Raw genomic sequence first — 23,803 nt, 5'->3', positions numbered from 1 at the left:
CGATTTGGGAAATAATATTTAGCTTTGATGTCATTAAATAACTCAAAAAAGATCTTTATGATAAAGAAAAAGATTTATGGACTATTGCTTATCTTATCTCTGTTTTTTGTATCGTGTGGTACGCAGATGAAAGGCATATCGAACGTACAACTGGGTATGAGTAAGCAAACTGCAGTAAGTATATTAGGTGCCGACTACAAGGTGATGACAATGGCGCAGACAGAGCAGGGAAATTTAGAGATAATACGTTATCAAAATATGGAAATGGGCAGCACAGCGTATATTCAAGTTGAATATTACCTACACTTTCTAGATGGAAAATTGGTAGAACTAAATAGGGAAGAACCGCAAAATATGCCTCCTCCTCCTTCGCGACCATATAGATAACAGTTTTAGAAAAAATACATAAAACAAAGCACGGGCTTCGCAGTCCGTGCTTTTTGCTTATCAACCTAAAAAACATGAAATCAGAGACCGGCATCGGCAGCCAGTTCTTTTACTATATCCAGATCGCTGATCTGTAGTTTGCTGTAACCATTATTTACCGTAAAAATGCTCAGAGTATCCAGTATTTTGCGTCTCAGTTGGTGTATCACCGTTTCGTTGTATAGCACATACGAGTTGATAATCTCGTTAGCATTGCCACTCAGATTACCCGATCCCGACAATCCTGCCAGCGTGGGCGAAGTGAGGCGGTGAGCAGATATAATTTTTTGAAAGATGATTTCGTCTACATTGTTATACAAGTCTGCATTGTTACTTGCTGTGTAAGATGTCACCACCGGTTTTATCTCCTGACTCTCGCCCCAAAGCACTACAATACTGTTTGCCCCGTTAGTGCCCGAATAGCTGTTTTCTATGTCGCGCTGAAACTGCTCTTTCTGCTCATTCGTAGGATTGCTTGGCATGGTAATAATGGTAGAAGGCACAAAACCGTTGTTGATGGAGTTACGGTAAAATTTCCCTAATAGCCCATCGGCTTCTATGTAGTTGAGTGCCGAATAGTATTGTGGTACAGGATAATAGTCTAGGCTTGGTTCATAATCTTTGTAGTAGAACAGATAAGGCACACCCTTTTGCATTTCTTCTGCTCCGTAGGCTTTTATCTGTACAGGGGCAAACTTGCCGTAAGTTCTGCGCCAGTCGTTTGCCAGAAAGAAACTTAGATATACTCCATATTCGTTCACTTCGCCCACTCTCACTTTGCTAAAGTCTGTGTGATAGAGGCTTACTGTCTTGCCGTTCTCGTTGAGTATCACCTGAAAAGCATATCCGCCGAAGGTGACATAATCTTTTGCAACTTTCTCTATCAGCATATCCCAGTCGTCGGCAGGATTTGGCTGTCCATAATATTCGCCCTCTTTTATTCCGGTACCGCAGATGTAAGTCACCTTGTTGTCTATCACAGCTTTGTTTATAGCCGACTCGTTGTTAAGCTCTATAATGCGTTGAGGCAGCAGATTGTCACGGTCATAATTGATCCATCCCTTTGTGTTTTTTGTAAATGTGGGGTATGACTTCACTGTTTCCGACAGTTTTATCACTGCATAACTGTTTTCTGATGAATGAGATTTCATATTCATTGATTTTTGCATTGGTGTTTTTAGAGTATAGATAATCTTTTTCTTTTTTGTTCGGAAAAGGAAAAAATCATACATTTATCGGAAGATTAACCTGAAAGAGTGTATTATGTCAAACCAGCTTTACCATTCTGTAAAAAAGCAAAGAATCATCAAGTGGGTTCTTATTGTTCTTCTGTCTTTAGGCGTACTTGTTTTGGTAATTTTCCTGAAAAGTCAGGAAGTACAATATCCCTTACTCGACAAATACGAAAATATATATGTAGGCTTTCGTGGTGTGGTAAGCAATGTGGATAAAGGCAGGATTACTAGTCGTATAACCCTAGCCAATGGTATTACTTTCAGTCTAGATTCGAAGACTATAAATATACAATGCGAACCTTATAACCTGAGCCAGTTTTTAAAAGTCGGAGATTCTATTGTCAAGCAGAAAGATGACATCTACATCCGTATTTACAGAGACAAAGCCTGCTATTTGTTTAAGCTGCGCGAAACCATCAACGAATTTCCTGTAGACGGCAGGTACAGAAAGAGAAGATGAAGCAACCTAAAGCAAAGAAAATAAGTGTTTTGTATAGTTTGTCGAATTATTTAAGTGGAAAATAGGACGTTATAGATAAGTTTTATATGTTTAATTTTGCTATTAACAAAATATGTACTTATTTTGTTATTAATAAAATACACAAAGATTTAACAAATTTAGTTTTACAAATAATACACAGTTGAGCGAATATGAGTTCTACTTTTATATAAGCGACTAGCATATATAAATTCATTTTAGTTTCCCGGCTCTACCTCATCTGAAATTTTTATACTGGAAAAATTTTTCTTATTTCTATTTTTATAAATAAGTTACTGACATACACTACAACGAAGCTTGCAGATGATAATTGGATATCGGGTCGTAAACATTTATGATTATTACATATTGTCTCCACATATCATCGATTGTTTGTGAAAATAGCCGAAGATAGTATCAGTCTGTTACGACTTTTGCTGCAGGCTTCGTTCTTTCTTATCTCACACTTGTTCAGAATGCGTAAATAGTTGTTACAGAATACTTATTGCTATATGGAATAGAGAAAATTGCGGAATAGATTATCAATCTGTCTTTTTCGTCACAGGCTTTGCATCAATTTTTGTATGTTGAGTATAACCACCTCTTTACCCGAAATGGTTATTAACCCCTCGTCTACCATGCTTTTTATTTCTCTAGCTAATCCGGGACGGGTTACGTTGAGATATTCGGCCAGCTGTGTCTGATTGTGCGATATTGTTATCGTATCGCCTGCCTGTCTGTGATAATCGAAGAGGTAGAATGCTATGCGGCTTCGCAGCGATTTATACGAGAGTATACGCAAGCGGCTCACTGTACAGGCATTGCAGTTACCGGTCATACGCAAGAAGTTGCGCAACATCTCCGGTTCGCAGCTTATGAGCCTGAATGCCGATTCTTTGGTGGCACGAAACAGTAGTCCGTCTTCTACAACGGTAAATGTTGCAGGAAATATACTGTTGCCATCGAACAAATGAGGAGTTGCAAATGCGCGCGGAGCTATAATATCTTCTATCTTGATGTTGTTTCCCGAAGCATCTATTATGTTTACATCGAGCTTGCCTGCCAGTAAGATGTGCATGTGGTTGCACGGGCTGCCCTGTGTGATGATTATTTCACCTTTTTTTAGCGGAGTGAGAAAATAGTCCAACTCACACAACAGATTTTCTCTCATCTTGTCCGATATACCTCTGAATAGCGGAATACGCCGGATGATTGCTATCTGTTGCTCTGTAAGTTCTATCAGGTTAACCATAGTGATGATATTTGCTGCTACGACACAAATACGAAGATAGCAACTTTTTAGATATCTGCCGACATGATTTTTCTTAAATAACACCCTTATTTTATAAATTACCCGTATCTTATAAGATACTGTTACCTATACGCTCACCTATACTATATATATAAGACAAAACAAGACAAGAGAAAAACAAAACAAAAAAGCAAGCTCTCTTTTTATTAAGAAATCAATAATAAGTAATGAAAAGAATTAACTGTAGTATTTGTATCTGTAGTAGGGGCTGGACTTGTCTTTGCCCGCCTGATTGAAGGTAGCCACAAAGGTTACTCTTTTGCTATTTTCGGGTAACCACAAGGGTTACCCCTATAGGATGCGTCAATAATTATTGTTGATTACTTAATTATTGATCTATACCTATCAACCGAATATCTTTGATTTTTGACAATAACCCAAATTTGGTTGATTTTCAAAAAACAACCTTTTATAGTTGATTTTAATAATAATATCTTATATTTGTACTTATCTTAAATGTAAAATGTATCGGGGATGAATACAATCGGTGTTATTACAGGAGATATTGTGCACTCTACCCGTATATCCGACTTGGGATTGCGTACACAGCTCACCGACTCCATAAAGTTGGCGGTAGAGGAAATAAGCGCTACTGTAACCCATACCACTGCCGAGATATACAGAGGCGACAGTATTCAGATCATAGTATCTGATGCCACCAAAGCTCTCAGAGTGGCAGTGCTACTGCGTACAGCCTTGCGAAAAAATTCGCCTAAAGGGGCAAAATGGGATGCACGGCTGTCGGTAGGAGTAGGGCAGAGTGGATATACAGCGGGAAATATAGCCGAATCGGATGGAGAAGCTTTTCGTTATTCGGGCAGGGAGTTTGACGAACTGGGCAAGACCCGCCGCCTGATCCTTAAAACCCCTTGGGACGATGTAGACAACGAATTTAGAGTAAGTACCCCATTTGCCGATCACCTGCTTTCGGGCTGGACGATAAGTCAGGCCGAGGTTATCTACCCGTACCTGATGACGAAAATAACCCAGAAAGAACTGGCTCTCGAACTCAATAAGTCGCCTCAGTTGGTAAACAAGCTGCTCAATACAGCCCGTTGCGATCTTATGGAAATTTATCTGGAAAGGTACGAATATCTGATACGCCGAAAACTAAATAGCTAATACTTCCTCTATTATGGATTACACTATACTGCTGCGCCTCGTATGCGCACATCTGCTGTCCGATTTTCTGTTGCAACCCAATGCGTTGGTTAAGAAAAAACACGAAAAAGTAGTGTGGGCGCATTTGCTGCATAGTTTCATACATGCTGCCGCGGCTTATTTGTTTGTTGCCCAGTGGCAGTGCTGGTATATTCCCGTGATAGTGTTTACTACTCATTTACTTATCGACTGGCTCAAGGTAGGGCACAAGGGGCTGCTGCCTTTTGTTGCCGATCAGCTATGCCATCTGATGGTTATAGTTGTTTTGTGGCTTTTTCTCACAGAGCAGTTCTATGGGTTTGCTCTGCAACTGGCTGCCTTGTTTGCTTCCTCCGAAGTCTGGGCTGTGATTATAGCTTACTTGCTCATTCTTAAGCCCTCATCGCTGCTTATAGGTATCTTTATCGAGCGATGGGAAGACAATGCCAAGAGTAAGAAAAAACTACTCACAAACTTCTCTTCGCCCGACGAAACCAATCCCGATACAGGTCTTTTCAATGCCGGTCGCTGGATAGGCTATATGGAACGTATGCTCATTCTTACGTTTATACTCGTAGGACAGTTCGAGGCTGTAGGCTTTTTGCTGGCGGCTAAGTCTGTCTTTCGCTACGGCGACCTCAAAGAAGCCAAAGATATCCGTATGACCGAGTATGTACTCATCGGTACGCTGTGCAGTTTTGGCATAGCTATCTTGTTGGGTATTGGAGTTAAGTGTTTATTTCTTAGTTAGTAATCGAAAAAATAGTAATATAAAACCTGTGCCGGATCATGAAACCAGAATCTATTCTCGATGAAATAAGGCAAACTCTTCGCGACAACATCGATCCCAAAGCGCTTGTTTCTTCCGACCGTTTTCACAAACCCGGCGAAGCCCCAAAGGTGCATGGCGTAAAGATGTCGAATGTAGATAAAATAGCAAAAGAAGGTCTTAAGGAAATAAAACACCTACCCAAGCAAGATATCTTCAATCTCTGCGAAGGGCTTTGGCAATCGGACTATTTCGAAGAATCTGTAGTAGCCTGCATTTGGGCTGAATCGCTGCATAAGCAATACGAACCTGCTGATTTTAAGGTTTTTGAGCATTGGGTATGTAACTATCTTACTAATTGGGCCGATTGTGATACTTTATGCAATCATACCGTAGGTACATTTGTTATGATGTATCCCGAATATATCGAACGTCTCAAAACGTGGGCTTTGTCCCCCAAACGGTTTGTGAGGCGGGCTGCTGCTGTTACCCTGATTATTCCGGCTCGAAAAGGGATGTTTCGTAAAGATATTTTCCAGATAGCTGACATTTTGCTTACCGACTCCGATGATCTTGTGCAAAAAGGTTATGGCTGGATGCTGAAAGCTGCCAGCGAAGCATCGGCCGATGATGTATTCGAATATGTGATGTCTAAAAAGCGGGTGATGCCCCGAACGGCGTTACGCTATGCTATAGAAAAAATGCCTGCCGATATGAAAAAAGAAGCTATGAAAAAAGACTGGCTGTAGAAGTATCTCTTCTGAAGAATGCAGAAGCGGTTGTCGGTTTTGCTTAAGGCTGTGATTTCTATGATAATGTGTGTAGACCTTAGTTTGTTTTGCCAACATTATGATGAGTCAATCTTCGAAAATGAAATAAAATGTTGCCTGATGATAGGTATGAGTGTAGATTTGTAAAAAATAATTAGAAATTCTGTGAACAGAAGTAGTCACAGTAACGTTAATAAGAATGCCCCCGTCTGTTTTTGACAATAGCCGGAATATAATGAAGAACAAAATTTTAAAAAATCCTTTGTCGTTTATGGAAACAAACCCCGTAATTATCAAAAAGACTTATCCTGTAGCCACCCATAAGGTATGGAAGGCTATAACAGATAAGGACCAAATGAAGGAGTGGTATTTCAATGTAGACAATTTTGTGCTGGAAGAAGATACTGCTTTTAATATTTGTGAAATTGGTGATGAAAAACTATGCCACCATCGCTGCGTTATTCTTGAGATTGTGCCGGAGAAGAAATTTAAACATACATGGACTCAATTAAGCTCCCGCAATCGTCTGTCTGTTCTCACATGGGCCATTGAGCCTGCCGAAACAGGAGGAACAAGGTTGATACTTAAGTATGAGTATCTTAAAGACTCTACCGTTGCCGAGAAAGATATTTCTAAAAATGACAATGAAATAGAATGGGAGAAACTTCTGGGAACTTCTCTCAACAACTATCTGAAAAATAAATAATACGCCGACAAAATGATGAAGACAAGAAATCCTGTAGTCTGGTTCGAGATATATGTAGACGATATGTCCCGTGCACGTAAATTTTACGAAGCGGTATTGAACAAAAAAATGGAAGAAATGCCGGCAGATTCTTCGGGATATGAAATGGTGATGTTCCCTTATGCCGAAGACGAAGACGCTCCCAATGCTTCAGGAGCATTGGTAAAGACTCAAGATGTTCGTGCCGGAGGCAATAGTACGGTTGTGTATTTTGGTTGCGACGACTGCTCTGTCGAAGAAAGTCGTGTAGCAGCAGCCGGAGGTAAAGTATTACAGTCAAAGTTTTCGATCGGCGAATATGGTCATATAACCATGTGTCTCGATACCGAAGGCAATAGCTTTGGACTGCACTCTATGAAATAATGTAATTACGAGATGTAGGAACGAGAATATGAAAACCAATGGATACTATTTCCGTACAAGTTCGGGTAAATGCCCCCCTGCATATAGTGTGGAGCTTCTGGGTAGATCCAGACCATATTGTAAACTGGAACAGTGCCTCTGATGATTGGCATACTACCAGTGCCATAAATGACCTGTGGGTAGGCGGACATTTTACATATCAGATGAATGCCAAAGATGGCAATGATGGCTTTCGGTTCGAAGGTGTGTATGATAAAATAGTGCAGAACAAGGAAATAGATTATACCATAATGGATGGGCGAAAAGTTAAGGTGCGTTTTCGCACGGTAGATCATAATACCGAGATCACCGAAACTATAGAGCCCGAAAATGAAAACTCACATGAGACACAGCGGCGGGGCTGGCAGGCTATTCTCAATCGGTTTAAATATTATGTGGAGATAAATCAGAAATAGTAGGTAGTGCAGGGTAGGGGTGTAAATTTTATACCCGATAATTATTTATTGCAGACGAACGATATCTGTCTGCATACTAGGTACAAACTATTATATTTCGAATGTAAGCAAAGCACAGGCAGCGACAACTGTTTGTGCTTTGTTCTTTTCTGTGTGCAGATACGAAGTATGACAGTAAATTATTTTGTAACTAAAAATCGGAGCAGGCTCTAAGAAAAGAGGCGAAAATATTTACATTTGTATTTGTAAATAACAGACAAAAATGAAATACAGTTTTGCAAACGATTATGCCGAAGGTTGTCACCCTTCGGTACTCAAAGCCCTTGCCGATACTAATATGGTGCAGCAGGCCGGCTATGGTGACGATGCTTATTCTCGTAGTGCCGAAACTATGATCCGCCGCCTAGTGGCAAATGATGCTGTAAATGTACATCTGGCAACCGGTGGCACACAGGCCAATCTGGTAGTGTTGGCATCGGTACTTAAACCGTTCGAATCGGTGGTGGCTGCTACTACCGGGCATATTTTTTCTAACGAAGCGGGAGCCATCGAAGCCACCGGGCACAAAGTAGAAGCTGCTCATACAACGGATGGCAAATTGCGTCCTGATGATGTAAAACCTTTTCTTAACAAAGCAAGAGGACATCATACTGTGCGTACCCGTGCCGTATATATTTCCAATTCTACCGAATTGGGAACTGTATATACCAAACAGGAGTTGACTGCACTATCTGAGTTTTGCAGAGTCAACGACCTGATTCTTTTCATGGATGGGGCACGATTGGCAATGGCTCTTACTGCACCATCTAACGATATGGCTTTGGCTGATATAGCTGCTCTTACAGATGTGTTTTATATTGGCGGTACAAAGTGCGGAGCACTGTTGGGAGAAGCTATTGTAATAGTGAATCCGGCATTGCAAAAAGATTTTCATTATCACCTCAAGCAACGCGGTGCACTCACAGCCAAAGGACGTACCTTGGGTATTCAGTTCGATTGCCTGCTGAGCAACAATCTTATTTTCGATTTGGCAGTGCATGCAAACCGTATGGCAGCTAAACTGTCGGCGGCATTTGCAGCCAAAGGATTTTCTATGTTGATGGAGTCAGATACCAATCAGATTTTCCCTGTACTCCCCAATGAGCTTATCAGGCAACTGCAAGCCGATTATGCTTTCCTTGTATGGGATATAGTAGATACTGACCGATCGGCTGTTCGCCTTATTACATCGTGGGCAACACCCGAAGCTGCTGTAGAAGAATTTATAAAAAATCTCAATAATCTGGTGTTGTGACCTTAAATAGAAAAAGGTCCACAACATCACATCGTAGACCCTCCCAACTTTAACACAAACTTTACAAACTACACTAACATATAACTACTAAATCGTCTGTTTTGTTTTACAGATATAGTTAATTAACTATATTAAAAAACAATAATTAGGAAAAAAGCTCTTTTTGTTAGTTAAAATTCGCAGATCGTTTTTTCTATTTATGTTTAGCCGTTGGCAAGATCTATATACTTTAGTCGTTCTTTTTTAGGTAGCTTTTTTATTACTTCGTCTAGCGAATGTTGTATAAGTTCGCCTATCAGCTTGTCGGGCACATCGCTGTCTATATATACTGAGTGCCACATGCGGGTTTTGGTATGATAGCCATCTGCAATGCCCTCATACAGTTCTCTCAGTTCTTCAGTCTTTGCCGGATCGCACTTCAGGCATACTCTAAATCGTCCGTCTTTGGGTGTTAGTGATATGTATGCAAACATTTTATTCATCACTTTAAATACCAACGTAGATTCGTCGAAAGGAAAGCTTTCAGTAGCTCCTCTTATTGTCATGCAGTGTTCTCTCAATTCTTCAATATTCATTTTATGGGAGTATTGTATTGGTTCAATATTGTATTAATTGCTCTGGCTCTTGAATTATCTTTTTTTTGTTAGCAATACCTACTCAATTACTTTTTACACCCTATGCTGGTAACCCTTTGTGTTACTCGATTTCAGTAATGTTAGATAAATATTATTTTGTCTTATGTTGTTGTATGTATCTGATATATAATTATTTGTTGTGTTTGTTTTCTTTGTGTTTTGTTTAAATAATTTACATTATCCTGATCCTCAGTTTCTTGTTTCATGCTTAGTTTAGACTCTGATCTAAATATGGGTTAAAATTGAATTATATAGTATTTATATTTTTATTATTGGTTTATTTGGTTTAATTTTGAACCATGAATTACGGATGTAGCACAAAGCAAATATATCTATTATTTACGAAGTTATATTAAGATTATCTCTAAAGAAAATATTTACAACTATTAATCCATAACTCTTAATTTATTTATCATGGGAGCATTGAAAATTGACTGTTATTGTGACGAGCATCAAATGAAGAAAATTGTAGATACTGTGACCGAGCATTTAAGCGATTCGGGCAGGTATAACATTGCCGACTTCGATGATCAGATAGGTGATGTACGTGTTTGTGTCGAATTCGATACATATATGGATACGGTGAAACTCAAGGTGTCGGAAGTGTTGGATAGCGACTGGGATTTGCTTTATGAAGATACTGCCGTACTTACATCCCGCTTGCGAACTGTGCTTGCCGATTACAATAAAGAGAATAAAGAGATCAGGTATCAGGCGCACCATGTGCTGAAAGATCGTGCTAATAATTTTTGATATGAGTTAATATTGGTCTATTCTGTTGTTTTAAAACCAAACCTGAGTGAATTACATAGAGATTATAAATGCAGCATGGGAGATGAGAGAGCAGGGGCTTATTACGGCACATGAGCACGATTTGTACAATTTTCTGGTGCATAGATGTAACCGACTGGGCTGGAAGAATCCCTTTTGTCAGCCTACCGAAGTTGTTTGTGCTATTCTCAAAATGAACAGGAATGCTTTTGGCGATCGTCGCAATCGCTTACAGGCTATGGGGCTTATCACTTTCAGGGAAGGAGTGGCAAAATCGAAACCGGCAGAATATACATTGACCGGTGTGCCCGAGAGTAGAAAAATACAGAGTGCCCGATCGGATGTGGCAAAAACCAAGAGCGAATCATTTAGCAAGCCTTCGGTAAAGGAAGTGGAGGATTATTGTTTGCGCCGCCGGAATGGAATAGATGCTCATGCCTTTTGCAACTTTTATCAGTCGAAGGATTGGATGATAGGGCGTAATAAGATGAAAGATTGGCGTGCCGCAGTCCGCACATGGGAAAAGAAAACAGACAGGGACAAACCCGAACTTGTAAAACATGACAATGAGAAGCAATATGAAAAGTTTTGAAACCATCGTAAAGGAAATGCGCAGTATGCAGATGCCACTCCCCAGCGATAAGATACAGCTTCGGTTGACCGATGCCTCTCAGGTGCTTAGCGATGGTCTGGCATATTTCTTAGCATTGCAGGGGCGTGAAATGCAATGGTTGCCCGAATACGATGAAGTAGCAGCATGGCTTAGTGCAAACAATGGCAGGGGGCTTTTCCTATATGGCAACTGTGGCAGAGGCAAGAGTCTGCTGTGTCGCTATGTGCTTCCGGCTATTTTGTTGGGGTACTACGGGCGGGTGACTACCATATTCGATACTTATGAGATGAATAGTAATATCGACTTTGTTTTGTCGAAACATATTATCAGTATCGACGATATAGGAACAGAAGAGGTGAGCAATATGTATGGCAATAAGCGTATGGCATTTGCCGAAGTGATGGATGCCGCCGAGAAACACAACAAGCTGGTGATGGTGTCGACTAACCTATCGGTAGGTGATATCCGCAAGCGTTATGGCGACAGGGTGCTCGATCGCATAAAGTCTACTACTACGCGCATATTGTTTCAGGGCGAAAGCCTTCGCAAATGAATAATAAAGTATAAACCATATAAAAACAAAATGACATGAAATTAGGAAACAGCAAAGGAAACAACGCGGGTAAAAAATATTTCTTACGTGCCGATATCGGAAAAGAAGAACCTACTGCCGAAAATGTAGATAAAGCAATGCTTTTCAACGAATGGTTTGCCGACAGTTGCCAGTCTTTAATAAATTTTCTGATAGGTCAGAATACGTACGATGAAGATACTTTCAATAATACATTCCTGCGTATCAGCGAAAAGATTCTTTATACAGGTGCCGATCTGAAAGATTATAAAGCATATTTTCACCGTTCGTATTATACCAATTTTATACAGGCTCGCATGGCTGAGAGCCGCTACACATCTATGCCGCAATACGATACTTACGAGGCGCATCATAGCAATCCTTACGAGCGTGAACGTATGCAGCTACAGCTTGAGCTCGATGTGTTCGATTATGTATATAAGAAGTATGAGCTGAAAGAGTTCGAACTTTTCAAAATGTATGTAAACCTAAAGCCTGCTATCAACTATCAGACATTAGCTGCCCTCACTCACATCAAGGCGCACAGTATTCAGCGTATTATTTCTACCATACTGACAGATGTGCGCAGCAATAAGAGGCTCGCAGACCGATATCGCGAAGTGAAATAAATAAATACCAAATAGATATGTATGTGATTAAACAAATAAGAATCCCGGGTCTGACACGGCTAAAGGTCGATTTGTCTATAGATGATCTACAGGCTTTTAGGAGCGAATGTGCCCGAACGTACAGAGTGAAAGCAAGTCAGGTGAGATTTGTGTATGAAGAAAGGTGAGGATTTCTGTAAGGATCTGGCAACCGCAAGGGTTTGTCCCTACATAAAAATATAATAACAATTTATGTTTGTGAAGTATAGATACAGTAGGATGAAATAGAAAGGCATATGCATCACGCATACGCCCTTTCCAACCTTGAGACAAACTTAAAAACTACGCAAAGTAGTATTCTTTTTATTATTGAAAATTTATATATTTCAATTTTCATGCAAATATAATGTAATATTACTCTATATTGAAATAAAACATTGCAATAATTCTATGTATTAATGTTAAAAACGAAACTTTTTATGTTAACACTTTGCTTTTTATATTGTTCTTTTAATGTTAAAATGTTAAAAAAAATCATTTATATCGTTTGTTGTAAATAAAATTATTTCATTATTGTCTAAAATAATGCATTTTTACATAAATTAACACATATAGATTTATTTCATACACATATTTATTAATCTATATAGCTAATGTTTATAATGATGAAATTTTCTAATAATAAGTCTGATTATAAAATTATTATGCTATTTTTGCTAGTATTATTACAAATACATAACTGACTTGCTGTTGTTGAACCACAACGGTTCAAAAAGACTTTGTCACCTTTAAACACAACAAACTATGAGTGAAATGACAACCCAGAAGGATAGAATTATCCTATATCTGGAAAGTCGGGGTATTAGCAAAAATAAATTTTATACCCAGACTGGAGTATCTAATGGTACCTTGGACAAAAAAAGTGGAATTACGGGCGATACAATTACAAAAATCTACAAGGCCTACCCCGACATCAACCTCGAATGGCTGATAATGGGAGAAGGCGAAATGGTCAAAAATTCGCAATTTGCAATTCATCACGATCTAAACCTGGTACGAGAGCAGTATGCCGAATTGACGAATATTGATCCGGATTCGATATCAAATGATTATTTGATAAGAGTAGAATCTCCTTTCGAGTTTATACCGATATTCTCATACAAGGACATGCAGTATTTTCAGGGATATATATCTATCCCCAATCTGGGCACATGTGATGGTGCCGGATATGTAAAAACCGATAGTATGTATCCGACTTTGAAGCCTGGCGATATTGTCTGTTTTAAGGTATCTAGAAAAGAGGATGTAATACATTGGGGCGAGATGTATTTGGTACACATCAGGCTCGAAGGAGAAGAGTATCTTACTATTAAAAAAATTGTAAGGTCTGCCCTTGGTGACGATTATGTCTGCCTTACAGGATGTAACAAAAATTACCATGACAAAGATGTTCCCCTCAAAAGCATCGGATGGAGAGCTTTGATCAAGGCTCATGTAAGTTATAACTCGCTTTTCTGAAAATAAAAAAAACGGAGTGAAAACTCCGTTTTTTTTATTTTTTTACTTTTACTATATGTGAAAAAATGGACTGCAAATTATATTCGCATATATGCCCATGGTGTCCACACACCATCCTTCTTTTCTCTGTATTGTGGATGGGCTTCTTTTTTTACTTCAAATATTGGTTCGCCAGACTCATCGTAATTTCTACTGATGATGTCTCCATCTTGCATTGGTATATATTGATTGGTAGAGGCGTCTAATTTGTGTTTGAAAATTTCTCTACGATATCCAAATTTACCGTCCACCGAGTTCAGTGTAATTTCTTTGGTTTCAACACCGTTAGAGTATTCGTAGGTCATTTTGTTTACGGCCGTTCTGTTCTTGTTTACGTTGGTGTCAAGTAGATATATCCTCTGATTATCTGCGTTATATGTAGTTTCGGTAGTCCAAACAGAAGCGTCTGTCTCATTTTTACATACAGTTATATATTTTCTTTCTTCAGGGAATTCTAGAAACGATCCTGTTTCAATTTTATTGAGTTTTTTCTTCAGTTTGCGCGTTTCTATCCCATTGTACATTACATAGCGTGTTTCGCAATTGTTGGTATTGTAGATAAATGTTTTTTCGTGAAACGGAGCGCTTTTGTTTTTCTTTACATTGCTTAGCGTAAGAGATATGTAGCTTATCTTGTTGTCGTCGTTGTACTTTACTTCGTAATATCTCTGAGTTTCGGAGCCCGGTTTGTGTTCCTGCCAAAGTTTTACAATTTGCCCCTGCTCGTTGTATTCTAGTCTATGCTTCTCCCAACCTCCGGCATCAATGTGTATGGTGTGTATACGTCCGTTTTGACGAGTAATCATTATTTTACTTGTATTACGATCCGATTTATAAATTCCTGAAACAAGATTTCCATCTTTCCAATTGAGGCTCATCTCGTGATACATATTTGGGTTAAGGAATAAAGTGTGTTGAATATATTTTAATGTCGAGGTCTGTGTCTCTTCATTCATAATATTCTCTGCCACTTCATTATACGATATCCCCCCACTATTATAACACTCAAGCATAACCATTAGTGCATTGATGTCTTTTTCGTTTGCTGAAAGTGGAAGAAAAACGATACTGACGAAAATTGTCAGCACTGCAAGTTTAATTTTATTTATAGTTTTTGTCATTATATTGTTTGTAAAGTTTAAAATGCAAAGAAATTGAAAATTATACATCAATCTAGCCTTGCTACCTAACATTTTTTTTTGCTATATGGAAACAACTAACCACTTTTACTTATTGAATAAATACAGTAAAAGATGAGAGTTTTTTATGTCTTTTTATATTGCCTTAGTTATTGAAGTGATAAAGGAATATAACCGTTTCTTCAAAAGCATTTTTAGGACTGTCTTTGATTTCGAGCACCACTTTCAGTTCGGCCTTAGCTATTCCACGCAGGTTGACCAACGACTCTAGTTTTACATTGAGCCTTACTTCGCTGTCTACTACTACGGCCTGATTAAATTTCAGTTTTTCAATGCCATAGTTTATCAGCATCTTTATGTTGTTTACTTCGATTATCTGATCCCAAAGATATGGTAGGATAGAAACCATAAGATAACCATGAGCAATAGTGCTCTTAAAAGGACTTTCTACTTTTGCCCGTTCCGGATCGGTGTGTATCCATTGATAATCGAGCGTGGCTTCCGCAAACTTGTTGATACGGTCTTGCGTAATTTTCAAATAATCAGATGTCCCAAGTTCTTTTCCTACATATTGTGCAAAGTCATCGTAGGAATTGATAATAATTTTACTCATAAAACGTTAATTAACAATTCTTGTGTAAAAATATTGATATTATATGAGAAAACAAAATAAAAATCATGCTGTATTCACCCTATAGCCCGCTTTTTAACAGATTTGTAACTCTCCGATTTTTATTCGTACAAAACATCGTCTAAGAATCTGCCTAATGGCTGCATAGTCTTATATATGTCTGTAGCATAGCTTACAAAGTCTTTGCTTAGTATCTGTTTATCAGTTACTTCCTTTATCACGTAAAAACGTTTTAGTTTCAGGTATTCGGCAGCAGGATGATCTTTTTCAAATCCGTTCGGTACACGTTGCAGAGCATCTTCGTCTCGATAGAGGTCGCCTAGTTCTTTCTTGAAACGCTTTTCGTTTATTATCTCGCTAAAGGTATCAAAGTCGCTGTATATTCCTCGTCTCATCTTCTTCAACTGATCGGGCATCAACATATAATACCCGCACGAAACGAAACTCTCTTCGGGGTCGATGTGTATATAATAACCCGAAGCCTTGTCGGAAAGATTTGAGCGCAGGGCAGCTCCGAAATGCGTTTTGTAAGGGCTCTTATCTGCCGAGAAGCGTACGTCCCTATAGATACGGAATATACATTTTTTAGGCTCTGCTCCTGCAACAGAAGAGTCGAAGGGCGCAATAGATTGTATCAGTTGAGCCACAAGTATTTCGAAGTCGGATCGAGACCGTTCGTACCATTCTTTGTTTTCGGCAAACCACTCCCTATTGTTATTCTTTTTCAGCGCTTTGAGGAAGTTTAACGTTTCTTTTTTCAACATAGTAAATAATCTTTTCTGAATTTAATTCTTAAAATACTTTACTGTCATACTTTTATGTAGGAGCAATTCCTTATGGTTACCCTATTGAGGTTTTCATACGACCATGAGAATTGTACTTACAAGATATAGACAAAATGCGACAATAACCAACCTTAACTATTAAGTCAAGCAAGTAACAATAAAAATATGAGGAATTATAATTTTATTTCCTTTTTTTATAAACATAAATGACACACAGTGTGTTAAGTACTAGTAGAGGGAGGTGTTTTTAATTCTTTTTAACGGTAACAGCATATGCGTGTATTTATTACAGGAGGAACAGGTTTGATTGGAAAGGTCTTGGTATCTACTCTACTGAAGAGAGGGAGCGAAGTTGTGGTGCTCACTCGCAATCCGGCAAAAGCCTCCAAGCTGTTAGGCGAAAAGGTCAGATTGTGTAGTTCGCTGGACTCTATGCAGTCGCTCGATGGCTACGATGTAGTAATAAATCTGGCAGGCGAACCTATTGCAGGCAAGTGGTGGACTAAGAAGCAAAAGAATCGTCTGTGCAATAGTCGTTGGAATATAACCCGCCGTTTGTCCGAATTGATACAAGCCTCTCAAACACCGCCGTCTGTGTTTATTTCGGGTTCGGCAGTGGGCTATTATGGTGCTCAGTCAGACAATGTAATAATAGAAAGTACCGAATCGCGAGGCGGTTTTACTCACCTTCTCTGTCAAAAATGGGAAGCTCTGGCGCTGGCTGCTGCAAGCGACCAAACACGGGTTTGTCTGCTGCGTACAGGTATTGTTTTGTCTCGTAGCGGAGGTATGCTTGCTTTGCTTACGCTTCCGTTTCGTTTGGGGTTGGGCAGTGTCTTGGGCAAGGGTACGCAATATATATCGTGGATACATATACAGGATATGGTGAATGCCGTATTGTTTCTTATCAACACGCCCGAAGCCGATGGAGTTTTCAATATGACAGCTCCTCATGCCGTTACCAACAAACGATTTACTAATATTCTGTCGTCAACACTCTATCGTCCTCAGATATTTCGTATTCCCGCATTTCTTATTCGTCTGGCGATGGGCGAATCGGCTACCATGCTGGTCGATGGTCAGCGTGTATATCCTCAAAAACTACTCGATCTGCATTATAATTTCGCTTTCGAGCATCTCGACGAGGCTCTTCGCAATCTGATGAAAGGAAAGAAAAAAAGTGCGAAACTATAAGTAACCAATAATCATTATTGACGCGTTCTGTAGGGGTAACTCTTGTGATTACCCTCTATTGTTTTCGGGTAACCACAAGAGTTACCCCTACATGCTTGCTGTATATTCAAACAGCTAGTATTCTGTATTATATTTTGTCTTTTCGGGCAAACTTGGTCAGATCCAACCCTTTGAGAGCAGCTTCTACCAGTTCGGGCAAACGGTCGGGCGTACAGGCAAAACAGGCAATACCCAGTTTGCTTATCTCTTTACCCAGATTGGCATCGTAATCGGGTCTTCCGCTGTCGGACAATGCCAACAAGGTTATCACCTTCACCCCGTCTTCGTGCATCTGCGAAAGCCGCCTCAATAGTCCTGCTCTCACACCTCCTTCATAGAGGTCGGAAATGAGGATAAACATCGTCTTGCGTGGATTTTCTATCAGCGTCTGACAATAGGCGACAGATTTGTTGATGTCTGTACCACCGCCCAATTGCACTCCGAATAGCATATCCACAGGATCTTGGCGGCAAAGTTCGGTGAGGTCTGTCACCTGCGTGTCGAATGCCACAACGTGTGTGTCGAGGGCGGGCATACTGGCAAATATAGATCCCATAACCGATGAATAGATGATAGAGTCACACATAGAGCCACTTTGGTCGATGTCGAGAATCACTGTCCAGTTTTTTTGCTTTTGTGTGCGTTCGAAGAAGTAAAACTTTTCGGGTATCAGTCGTTTGGTCTTTGTATCGTAGTTTTTCAGGTTGCGGTTTATGGTACGTTTCCAGTCGGTAGATGCAAAATTGGCAATCGGTGTATGTGCTTTCTTATTCAGCGCACCTGTAACCGCACGGCGTAAATCCTGCTCCATCCGTTTCATTATTTCGTCTACCACCTCTTTTACCAACAAGCGTGCCGTTTCTTTCGACTTTTCGGGTATCTGCCCTTTCAGAGCCATCAGCGTGCCTACCATCGCAATGTCGGGCTTCACGTTTTTCAGTGTTTCGGGCTCAAAGAGCAGCTTTGTCAGGCCTTTGCGCTCTATGGCATCGGATTGGATCACGCTGACTACATCCTGCGGAAAAAACGTGCGCACATCGGTGAGCCATTTTGCCAGATTGGGAGCCGAAGCTCCCAGCCCTCCTTTTTTGCCGCCTGCACCCGTACCTTCCGCATTGCCATCGTAGATGGCGGCAAGTGCGGCATCCATCACCGATTCTTTTTCGTTTAGTTCCACGTTGCTCAGCGCTCTGGTGTCTTGCCCGAGTATGAGTCGCCAACGGGTAGTATCTTTATTGTCGCTTTTGTTTTCTGTCATAAGTCTTAGCTATATCTATTGAATAATAAGCCTGTTTGATCTTTTAAAATGTTTCTTCGCTTTTTCCAAATTAAAAAATATTGATAATTGATATTTGGAACTGATCTTTTTACCATTACTTTTAGCCGGCATCCATCCCGGCATTGCTTTTACAGCACGTATTGCTTCTTTATCCGATGCGGGATCAATTCCTCTGACAAGGATGATATTTTCTATTGCTCCATTTTCGGAAACATCAAATTGAACAACCGTATATCCTCCTATATTACTTTCAACTGTGATCATCGGATATTTGGTGTTAAATTCTATAAAATCAATCAACGCTTGTTTTCCTCCTATAAATTGTGGATAAGTTTCGAATTTATTGTCCCATACTTCTTTTTGAATGGTATCATTTAATTGTATGCTGTTATTTGCCTTTCTCTCTTCATAATCTTTTTTCAAACTTATATTGTAATGAAGCATTCCATATATCGGTATATAGACATCTACATCTATAGCTTTACCATTTTTCTTTGCAGGTTGCCAATTAGGCATAGTTCTTATAGCAGATAATATCTGTTCATCTATTTCTTTTATTGTCGAACTTTGTTCAATTTCACCATTGACGACTTTCCCCGTTTTTGTTATAGTAAATTTTACAATTGCATGAGATGGATATTTAGGCAAATCGTTAGGGATATTCATTTCATTTTTAATATACTCATTGACATCTCCTGCTTGGAAAAGAGGTAAAACATCGGGGTTCGGCTCAAAGAAAACCTTGTAAGTCTGAGCACTTGCATTAAGAATACTTAATTGCATTAAAATAATAAAAAATAGAATGTTGGAACTGAAAATAATACGCATACTTTTCTTTTTTTCAAAATTCAAAATCGAAGTCGTTTAGTTCGTCCAATTTAGCAGTCTCTGATTCTGTTAATTCGGTTTGCAATGCTTCGGCTGTGGCTTCTGCTCCTGTGCCCCATATATCGCCAAGCAGTTCGGCAATACTGTTTTTCTGATTGGGTTCGAACTCGCCGAATGCTCTACGCAGAAATACAACAGAACGGAAAAACTCGTCATCATCTAGCTGGTGAACATATTTGTCAAGCTCTTTCCACAACGATACTCTCGACAGCAAGGCGTAGCGGTTTCTACCCGACAAACCTTCGAACCAACCTGCACCCAAATCGGCAGGTACTCCCGGCGAAAGGCGTCTCGATACCTCTTTGGCACAGTCGTCTTCATCTGCCAGATTGTGTTCTAGTAAGATGGAGAACGCTACTCCCGACAGTTTTGTGTTCAGATCGTCTCGCCATGCGAGGGTCGAGAGTTCTTTTTGCCACGTTTCTACGTCTACCACATCGTATTGCTGTTGAGATATAATCTCCATCACATTGATGGCTTGCACAACTCCCGCAGCGGCTTTGTCGTCGCACGAAGCAGCATCGACAAGCAACAGCGACGAGCGCAGAAACAACTGTTGAAGAATAGGTACCAGCGGTTCGAGATCGAATTGTCGCAGGTCTCCATATTGTATCAGCACCGACAACTCGTGTGCGGCATTGGCTGTTTCACTAAAGCTATTGGAGTCTACCAGCAGGCGTTGCAAGGTGCTCAGTGCGTTGTCGAATATATTGGTAAGATGGCATTCGCAGGCCTGTCTTATTATTTTGGCGGCAGGCGATACGTCCGTGCACTCGTTCAGTTGCTCTTTTAGCTGATAGGCGGCAGCTATTTCCAGCGTTTCGCCTTTCAGATTGGCTTCTACTATTTCTATTTCTACCTCGGGAGTCCATTGCAATATCCATTTTTCGCTCCATGTGGCGCTGTCTTGCGACACTCTGGCTTGTTCGGCAAAATGGATGCCCAATACCTTGAGCCTATGCAGAAAAGTGGAACGGTTGAGGTCGATGAATGCTGCTTCTTTTGTTTTCACTTTCAGATTTTCGCGTAGGTCGAGTGTCAGTTCCTGTGCCACTGCCGACTTGTAATTGGTCAGCTTCAGCCGTTTTAGTTCCTGATTCATATCCTCCTGCACAGGTGTCTGGCTCACCCCTTCGGGTAGGCTACCTATGGCTGTGCCTATATCTACCATGTTGATGGCTTCGGCTACCGAAGGCAGATCGCCCCCGCCAAAGCAGGTGACAATAGCATCGTGTAAATCTCTGAGTACGGGCAATGATCCCTGACGCATCGAAGTGAGTGCATTCGACAGCCTTACGGCTTCTATCACACTGGCTGATGAGGCATTGTCGCCTCGCTTGCGTAGTTCTTTTGCTACCTTCGAGAGGTATATGGCAGAAAGATCTTCGAGCCGTTCTTCTTGCATAGCTTTCCACATCAGGTCAAAGTAATACGGTGCCTTGTTGCCTGCTCCGTATCCTGTACGGCTACTCAGCCGGAGATAGGAATAAGGCATCAGTGTGAGTTGTGAAGTTGCACGGGGCAGTTTGTTCAGTTCACTGTCGGTCATCGCCAAGCCACTATGTATGCCAGATACGTGGTATGCACCTACTATGACAACAATGTCTTGCGGTGCGAAGCCTTCGGATATGGCACGTTCTATTTCGCGGCACATATGAGATTCGCGTATTAGGTTGTACGAAAAATCGTAAGGTACAGCCTCGTACTCCTTCTCTACAACCATTTCTCTGATCTGTGTAGACTGATAGCTCAATCCATCTCTGAATACACCTTCGTTGAGGTTGTGTTCGAAGTTTCGTTCCCAATAGCTTTCGTAGTCGGTGTCTTCGTACTGTGTAGCAAGCTTGTCGTACAAGCCGTTGTGATAGGCGTAGAAGTCGACAGCCATTTCGTCAGTCCCCTCTCTGTTGCGCTCTTGCCTTAGTTTGAGCATGATGTCGGAGGGCAGGTCGATGAAACGTACATCGAGCTTTTTCTTCATGCCCCAGCATATTGCCTGATATTCGGGCGAATAGGCTGCAAAAGGGTAGAGAACAGTCTCGATAGGCAGTTCGGTGGTATAGCCCAACATAGCAATAGGCGGCTTCACACCTTTTTGTGCCATGTGTGGTATCAGTTCGGTAGCATCGGATGGGCCTTCTATCAGAATACATTTCGGCTTTTTTTCCTCCAGATATTTGATAAGATGGTACGATGCTCCGGGCGATAAGTGCCGTACACCGAATATATTTAGTTTTTCATTCATTTATAACATATTAGTTTGTTTGCGAACCGTTACTTACATTATCGGGCGAATATTGATTCGCCCCTACGGTATTGGAACGGGTAGTCACAAGGGGCATTCCTACATCATCAGGCAAATGTTGATTCACCCCTACAGGGATTATGTGTATATGATTCGACATAGTAAATTTTTATTTATAATAATCATCGGTTTGCCAACGCTTAGGGTTCTCGTAAATATATTCCGTTATCTTTCGATAAGATTCTTCGTTGCGGATAATGTGCTCGTAATAATTGCGTTGCCAAATTGATGGTGTTTGTTGTAGGGGCGAATTAATATTCGCCCGTGTAATATATTCTTTATATTGTTTCATTACACCAATTTTAAATCCTCGAATCATGGAACCTATTGTTTTGGATGGGGATTTGAATCGGATGGTATCGTCGGGCGAATGTTTGTTCGTTTTCACATCATCGGACGAATGTTTATTCGCTTCTACTATTTCGATAATACCATGTATATGGTTTGGCATAATTACAAATTCGTGTAATGCGGCATTGGAAAAATGTTGAGGTATGGATAGCCAACAGTGTTTTGCGATCTTTCCCACATCGTTTAATACTATTTCGTCATCGGATATATTACCAAACAGACAAGCCTTATCTTGTGTACAGATAGTCACAAAATATAATCCTTCCTGCGAATAGTCATATCCGCAAAGACGAATACTGCAACGCTGTGGCAAACGGACACCGATCATTTACTTTCTCCAATCAACCATTCATGTCGCTACATGTATTGTACAATCCTCGCCACGAAGCCCCACGTTTTTTCATTACGTTTTCCAGATATTCTTTCCACACCAGCTTGTCTTTATCCTCGTCTTTTACCACTGCGCCCTGCAATCCTGCGGCGAGGTCTTCGTCGGTTATAGTACCGTTGCCAAAGCTGGCAGCAAGTGCCATGCTGTTGGTAATGAGCGAAATGGCTTCGGCAGTAGAAATAACACCGCTAGGCGATTTCAGCTTTTGTTTTTCGTCGAGAGTAACTCCCTGACGAAGCTCACGGAAGATAGTAACAATTTTTTCTATAGCATCGTTGGTCGGCAGATTTGCCCTGAGGCGGTAATTGCCAGATATTTCGGCTACACGCTTGGTAACGATAGATACCTCCGTTTCCAGATTGGCAGGAGCAGGCAGCACAATAATGTTGAAACGGCGTTTGAGAGCCGACGACATATCGTTTACTCCTCTGTCTCTTGTATTTGCTGTGGCTATGATAGAGAAACCTCGTTGTGCAGGTAGTTCTTTGCCTAGTTCGGGTATGGCAATCGTCTTTTCCGACATGATCGAGATCAGTGCATCCTGTACTTCCGATGCGCAGCGGGATATTTCTTCGAAGCGGGCAACCGATCCTGTTTCCATTGCACGATAGATCGGGCTTTTTATCAACGCATTGTCAGACGGGCCATTGGCAAGCAGCATGGCATAGTTCCATGAGTAGCGGATATGTTCTTCGCTGGTTCCGGCAGTACCTTGTATCACCTTTGCCGAATCGCCGCAAATGGCTGCTGTGAGGTTTTCGGACAGCCACGATTTAGCTGTTCCCGGTTCGCCGATAAGCAGCAGTGACCGGTCTGTGAGCAGTGTTGCTATTGCAATTTCTACCAACCGGTTGTGTCCTATATATTTAGGAGTAATGTCAACCCCGTTTGCCTTGCCTCCTGTTACGAACTTGAATACTGCCTTTGGCGACAACTGCCAGCCAATCGGCTTTTCTTCTTTTTTGTCTTCTTCACGGAGTGCTTCCAGTTCGTGTGCATACAGTAACTCGGCGGGTAACCGCAATACATCTTCTTTCTTTTCTGCCATTATTATATGTG

Annotated in this window: 28 protein-coding genes; 16 read left to right on the top strand and 12 right to left on the bottom strand. The window is 40.6% G+C overall.

What is annotated here, in order from left to right:
* The first annotated feature begins 57 nt into the window (after positions 1-57).
* Positions 58-387: a hypothetical protein gene (locus BGC7_RS02520; RefSeq protein ID WP_050699984.1), complete on the top strand. Its 330-nt coding sequence runs from the start codon at positions 58-60 to the stop codon at positions 385-387.
* An 80-nt stretch (positions 388-467) separates the two neighbouring features.
* Here BGC7_RS02520 and BGC7_RS02515 read toward each other — a convergent pair whose 3' ends face one another.
* On the bottom strand, positions 468-1,577 hold the full coding sequence (locus BGC7_RS02515; RefSeq protein ID WP_050700023.1) for a phage portal protein: 1,110 nt from the start codon (positions 1,575-1,577) through the stop codon (positions 468-470).
* 112 nt (positions 1,578-1,689) lie between these two features.
* Here BGC7_RS02515 and BGC7_RS02510 point away from each other — a divergent pair, with 112 nt between their 5' ends.
* The gene (locus BGC7_RS02510; protein ID WP_050699983.1) at positions 1,690-2,121 is read left to right on the top strand and encodes a hypothetical protein; all 432 of its coding nucleotides are present in this window, start codon (positions 1,690-1,692) and stop codon (positions 2,119-2,121) included.
* A 577-nt stretch (positions 2,122-2,698) separates the two neighbouring features.
* Here BGC7_RS02510 and BGC7_RS02505 read toward each other — a convergent pair.
* On the bottom strand, positions 2,699-3,391 hold the full coding sequence (locus BGC7_RS02505; RefSeq protein WP_050699982.1) for a Crp/Fnr family transcriptional regulator: 693 nt from the start codon (positions 3,389-3,391) through the stop codon (positions 2,699-2,701).
* A gap of 534 nt (positions 3,392-3,925) precedes the next feature.
* Between BGC7_RS02505 and BGC7_RS02500 the strand changes: the two genes are divergently transcribed.
* The 7 genes from BGC7_RS02500 to BGC7_RS02470 all read left to right on the top strand — a co-directional run bounded on the left by BGC7_RS02500 (position 3,926) and on the right by BGC7_RS02470 (position 8,987).
* Positions 3,926-4,573 (top strand): hypothetical protein, encoded by a 648-nt coding sequence (locus BGC7_RS02500; RefSeq protein ID WP_050699981.1) that lies wholly within the window; start codon positions 3,926-3,928, stop codon positions 4,571-4,573.
* Between the two features lie 13 nt (positions 4,574-4,586).
* Positions 4,587-5,342: a DUF3307 domain-containing protein gene (locus BGC7_RS02495; protein WP_050699980.1), complete on the top strand. Its 756-nt coding sequence runs from the start codon at positions 4,587-4,589 to the stop codon at positions 5,340-5,342.
* Between the two features lie 38 nt (positions 5,343-5,380).
* The gene (locus BGC7_RS02490; RefSeq protein ID WP_050699979.1) at positions 5,381-6,109 is read left to right on the top strand and encodes a DNA alkylation repair protein; all 729 of its coding nucleotides are present in this window, start codon (positions 5,381-5,383) and stop codon (positions 6,107-6,109) included.
* 256 nt (positions 6,110-6,365) lie between these two features.
* A complete protein-coding gene (locus BGC7_RS02485; protein ID WP_157258634.1) occupies positions 6,366-6,836 on the top strand; it encodes an SRPBCC family protein in 471 nt (156 codons plus the stop codon).
* A gap of 12 nt (positions 6,837-6,848) precedes the next feature.
* Positions 6,849-7,238 (top strand): VOC family protein, encoded by a 390-nt coding sequence (locus BGC7_RS02480; RefSeq protein WP_199318960.1) that lies wholly within the window; start codon positions 6,849-6,851, stop codon positions 7,236-7,238.
* A 38-nt stretch (positions 7,239-7,276) separates the two neighbouring features.
* Entirely contained in the window at positions 7,277-7,693 is a 417-nt protein-coding gene (locus BGC7_RS02475) for an SRPBCC domain-containing protein (RefSeq protein WP_050699978.1), read from the top strand.
* Positions 7,694-7,955: 262 nt separating this feature from the next.
* Complete coding sequence (locus BGC7_RS02470; protein ID WP_050699977.1) at positions 7,956-8,987, top strand: threonine aldolase family protein; 1,032 nt, start codon at positions 7,956-7,958, stop codon at positions 8,985-8,987.
* A gap of 203 nt (positions 8,988-9,190) precedes the next feature.
* Here BGC7_RS02470 and BGC7_RS02465 read toward each other — a convergent pair whose 3' ends face one another.
* The gene (locus tag BGC7_RS02465; RefSeq protein WP_050699976.1) at positions 9,191-9,562 is read right to left on the bottom strand and encodes an MmcQ/YjbR family DNA-binding protein; all 372 of its coding nucleotides are present in this window, start codon (positions 9,560-9,562) and stop codon (positions 9,191-9,193) included.
* 474 nt (positions 9,563-10,036) lie between these two features.
* Here BGC7_RS02465 and BGC7_RS02460 point away from each other — a divergent pair, with 474 nt between their 5' ends.
* The 6 genes from BGC7_RS02460 (at position 10,037) to BGC7_RS02440 (ending at position 13,703) form a co-directional block, all read left to right on the top strand.
* Positions 10,037-10,375: a hypothetical protein gene (locus BGC7_RS02460; RefSeq protein ID WP_050699975.1), complete on the top strand. Its 339-nt coding sequence runs from the start codon at positions 10,037-10,039 to the stop codon at positions 10,373-10,375.
* Positions 10,376-10,421: 46 nt separating this feature from the next.
* Entirely contained in the window at positions 10,422-10,985 is a 564-nt protein-coding gene (locus BGC7_RS02455; RefSeq protein WP_050699974.1) for a hypothetical protein, read from the top strand.
* Complete coding sequence (locus tag BGC7_RS02450) at positions 10,972-11,559, top strand: P-loop NTPase family protein (RefSeq protein WP_050699973.1); 588 nt, start codon at positions 10,972-10,974, stop codon at positions 11,557-11,559. The genes BGC7_RS02455 and BGC7_RS02450 overlap by 14 nt, the downstream gene beginning before the upstream one ends.
* Positions 11,560-11,594: 35 nt before the next feature.
* On the top strand, positions 11,595-12,206 hold the full coding sequence (locus BGC7_RS02445) for a hypothetical protein (RefSeq protein WP_050699972.1): 612 nt from the start codon (positions 11,595-11,597) through the stop codon (positions 12,204-12,206).
* Between the two features lie 23 nt (positions 12,207-12,229).
* On the top strand, positions 12,230-12,373 hold the full coding sequence (locus BGC7_RS17820; RefSeq protein WP_157258632.1) for a hypothetical protein: 144 nt from the start codon (positions 12,230-12,232) through the stop codon (positions 12,371-12,373).
* 616 nt (positions 12,374-12,989) lie between these two features.
* Positions 12,990-13,703, top strand: coding sequence for a S24 family peptidase (locus tag BGC7_RS02440; protein ID WP_050699971.1), 714 nt, complete (start codon positions 12,990-12,992; stop codon positions 13,701-13,703).
* 77 nt (positions 13,704-13,780) lie between these two features.
* Here the strand turns inward: BGC7_RS02440 and BGC7_RS02435 are convergent, their stop codons facing one another.
* The 3 genes from BGC7_RS02435 to BGC7_RS02425 all read right to left on the bottom strand — a co-directional run bounded on the left by BGC7_RS02435 (position 13,781) and on the right by BGC7_RS02425 (position 16,276).
* Positions 13,781-14,863 carry a hypothetical protein gene (locus tag BGC7_RS02435; protein WP_050699970.1) on the bottom strand — a complete coding sequence of 361 codons (1,083 nt, stop codon included), beginning with the start codon at positions 14,861-14,863 and terminating at the stop codon, positions 13,781-13,783.
* Positions 14,864-15,026: 163 nt separating this feature from the next.
* Positions 15,027-15,494 carry a MaoC family dehydratase gene (locus BGC7_RS02430; RefSeq protein WP_050699969.1) on the bottom strand — a complete coding sequence of 156 codons (468 nt, stop codon included), beginning with the start codon at positions 15,492-15,494 and terminating at the stop codon, positions 15,027-15,029.
* A 119-nt stretch (positions 15,495-15,613) separates the two neighbouring features.
* A complete protein-coding gene (locus BGC7_RS02425; protein WP_050699968.1) occupies positions 15,614-16,276 on the bottom strand; it encodes a DUF2461 domain-containing protein in 663 nt (220 codons plus the stop codon).
* A 294-nt stretch (positions 16,277-16,570) separates the two neighbouring features.
* Here BGC7_RS02425 and BGC7_RS02420 point away from each other — a divergent pair, with 294 nt between their 5' ends.
* The gene (locus tag BGC7_RS02420) at positions 16,571-17,491 is read left to right on the top strand and encodes a TIGR01777 family oxidoreductase (protein ID WP_050699967.1); all 921 of its coding nucleotides are present in this window, start codon (positions 16,571-16,573) and stop codon (positions 17,489-17,491) included.
* 127 nt (positions 17,492-17,618) lie between these two features.
* On the opposite strand, the gene BGC7_RS02415 is transcribed toward BGC7_RS02420, so the two are convergent.
* The 6 genes from BGC7_RS02415 to BGC7_RS02395 are packed head-to-tail and all read right to left on the bottom strand — an operon-like array spanning position 17,619 to position 23,792.
* The gene (locus tag BGC7_RS02415) at positions 17,619-18,788 is read right to left on the bottom strand and encodes a VWA domain-containing protein (protein ID WP_050699966.1); all 1,170 of its coding nucleotides are present in this window, start codon (positions 18,786-18,788) and stop codon (positions 17,619-17,621) included.
* A gap of 15 nt (positions 18,789-18,803) precedes the next feature.
* On the bottom strand, positions 18,804-19,592 hold the full coding sequence (locus BGC7_RS02410) for an energy transducer TonB (protein ID WP_050699965.1): 789 nt from the start codon (positions 19,590-19,592) through the stop codon (positions 18,804-18,806).
* Positions 19,593-19,650: 58 nt separating this feature from the next.
* A complete protein-coding gene (locus BGC7_RS02405) occupies positions 19,651-21,942 on the bottom strand; it encodes a DUF5682 family protein (protein ID WP_050699964.1) in 2,292 nt (763 codons plus the stop codon).
* 10 nt (positions 21,943-21,952) lie between these two features.
* Entirely contained in the window at positions 21,953-22,102 is a 150-nt protein-coding gene (locus BGC7_RS17815) for a hypothetical protein (protein ID WP_157258630.1), read from the bottom strand.
* A gap of 9 nt (positions 22,103-22,111) precedes the next feature.
* Complete coding sequence (locus BGC7_RS02400; protein WP_050699963.1) at positions 22,112-22,681, bottom strand: transposase; 570 nt, start codon at positions 22,679-22,681, stop codon at positions 22,112-22,114.
* Positions 22,682-22,694: 13 nt separating this feature from the next.
* Entirely contained in the window at positions 22,695-23,792 is a 1,098-nt protein-coding gene (locus tag BGC7_RS02395) for an ATP-binding protein (protein ID WP_050699962.1), read from the bottom strand.
* Between the last annotated feature and the right edge of the window lie 11 nt (positions 23,793-23,803).

This window comes from Dysgonomonas sp. BGC7 (assembly GCF_001261735.1).
Taxonomy (GTDB): domain Bacteria; phylum Bacteroidota; class Bacteroidia; order Bacteroidales; family Dysgonomonadaceae; genus Dysgonomonas.
Note: the sequence above shows the minus strand (reverse complement) of the source record. Positions and strands in the feature narration are given on the sequence as shown.

Coding starts and splice junctions, on each gene's coding strand:
- BGC7_RS02480 (WP_199318960.1), top strand. CDS start 6,849: ATGATGAAGACAAGAAATCCTGTAGTCTGGTTCGAGATATATGTAGAC.
- BGC7_RS02420 (WP_050699967.1), top strand. CDS start 16,571: ATGCGTGTATTTATTACAGGAGGAACAGGTTTGATTGGAAAGGTCTTG.
- BGC7_RS02485 (WP_157258634.1), top strand. CDS start 6,366: ATGAAGAACAAAATTTTAAAAAATCCTTTGTCGTTTATGGAAACAAAC.
- BGC7_RS02445 (WP_050699972.1), top strand. CDS start 11,595: ATGAAATTAGGAAACAGCAAAGGAAACAACGCGGGTAAAAAATATTTC.
- BGC7_RS02490 (WP_050699979.1), top strand. CDS start 5,381: ATGAAACCAGAATCTATTCTCGATGAAATAAGGCAAACTCTTCGCGAC.
- BGC7_RS02395 (WP_050699962.1), bottom strand. CDS start 23,792: ATGGCAGAAAAGAAAGAAGATGTATTGCGGTTACCCGCCGAGTTACTG.
- BGC7_RS02460 (WP_050699975.1), top strand. CDS start 10,037: ATGGGAGCATTGAAAATTGACTGTTATTGTGACGAGCATCAAATGAAG.
- BGC7_RS02415 (WP_050699966.1), bottom strand. CDS start 18,788: ATGACAGAAAACAAAAGCGACAATAAAGATACTACCCGTTGGCGACTC.
- BGC7_RS02520 (WP_050699984.1), top strand. CDS start 58: ATGATAAAGAAAAAGATTTATGGACTATTGCTTATCTTATCTCTGTTT.
- BGC7_RS02440 (WP_050699971.1), top strand. CDS start 12,990: ATGAGTGAAATGACAACCCAGAAGGATAGAATTATCCTATATCTGGAA.
- BGC7_RS02400 (WP_050699963.1), bottom strand. CDS start 22,681: ATGATCGGTGTCCGTTTGCCACAGCGTTGCAGTATTCGTCTTTGCGGA.
- BGC7_RS17815 (WP_157258630.1), bottom strand. CDS start 22,102: ATGTCGAATCATATACACATAATCCCTGTAGGGGTGAATCAACATTTG.
- BGC7_RS02465 (WP_050699976.1), bottom strand. CDS start 9,562: ATGAATATTGAAGAATTGAGAGAACACTGCATGACAATAAGAGGAGCT.
- BGC7_RS02515 (WP_050700023.1), bottom strand. CDS start 1,577: ATGAAATCTCATTCATCAGAAAACAGTTATGCAGTGATAAAACTGTCG.
- BGC7_RS02435 (WP_050699970.1), bottom strand. CDS start 14,863: ATGACAAAAACTATAAATAAAATTAAACTTGCAGTGCTGACAATTTTC.
- BGC7_RS02500 (WP_050699981.1), top strand. CDS start 3,926: ATGAATACAATCGGTGTTATTACAGGAGATATTGTGCACTCTACCCGT.
- BGC7_RS02410 (WP_050699965.1), bottom strand. CDS start 19,592: ATGCAATTAAGTATTCTTAATGCAAGTGCTCAGACTTACAAGGTTTTC.
- BGC7_RS02510 (WP_050699983.1), top strand. CDS start 1,690: ATGTCAAACCAGCTTTACCATTCTGTAAAAAAGCAAAGAATCATCAAG.
- BGC7_RS02470 (WP_050699977.1), top strand. CDS start 7,956: ATGAAATACAGTTTTGCAAACGATTATGCCGAAGGTTGTCACCCTTCG.
- BGC7_RS02430 (WP_050699969.1), bottom strand. CDS start 15,494: ATGAGTAAAATTATTATCAATTCCTACGATGACTTTGCACAATATGTA.
- BGC7_RS02405 (WP_050699964.1), bottom strand. CDS start 21,942: ATGAATGAAAAACTAAATATATTCGGTGTACGGCACTTATCGCCCGGA.
- BGC7_RS02450 (WP_050699973.1), top strand. CDS start 10,972: ATGAAAAGTTTTGAAACCATCGTAAAGGAAATGCGCAGTATGCAGATG.
- BGC7_RS02505 (WP_050699982.1), bottom strand. CDS start 3,391: ATGGTTAACCTGATAGAACTTACAGAGCAACAGATAGCAATCATCCGG.
- BGC7_RS02475 (WP_050699978.1), top strand. CDS start 7,277: ATGGATACTATTTCCGTACAAGTTCGGGTAAATGCCCCCCTGCATATA.
- BGC7_RS02495 (WP_050699980.1), top strand. CDS start 4,587: ATGGATTACACTATACTGCTGCGCCTCGTATGCGCACATCTGCTGTCC.
- BGC7_RS02425 (WP_050699968.1), bottom strand. CDS start 16,276: ATGTTGAAAAAAGAAACGTTAAACTTCCTCAAAGCGCTGAAAAAGAAT.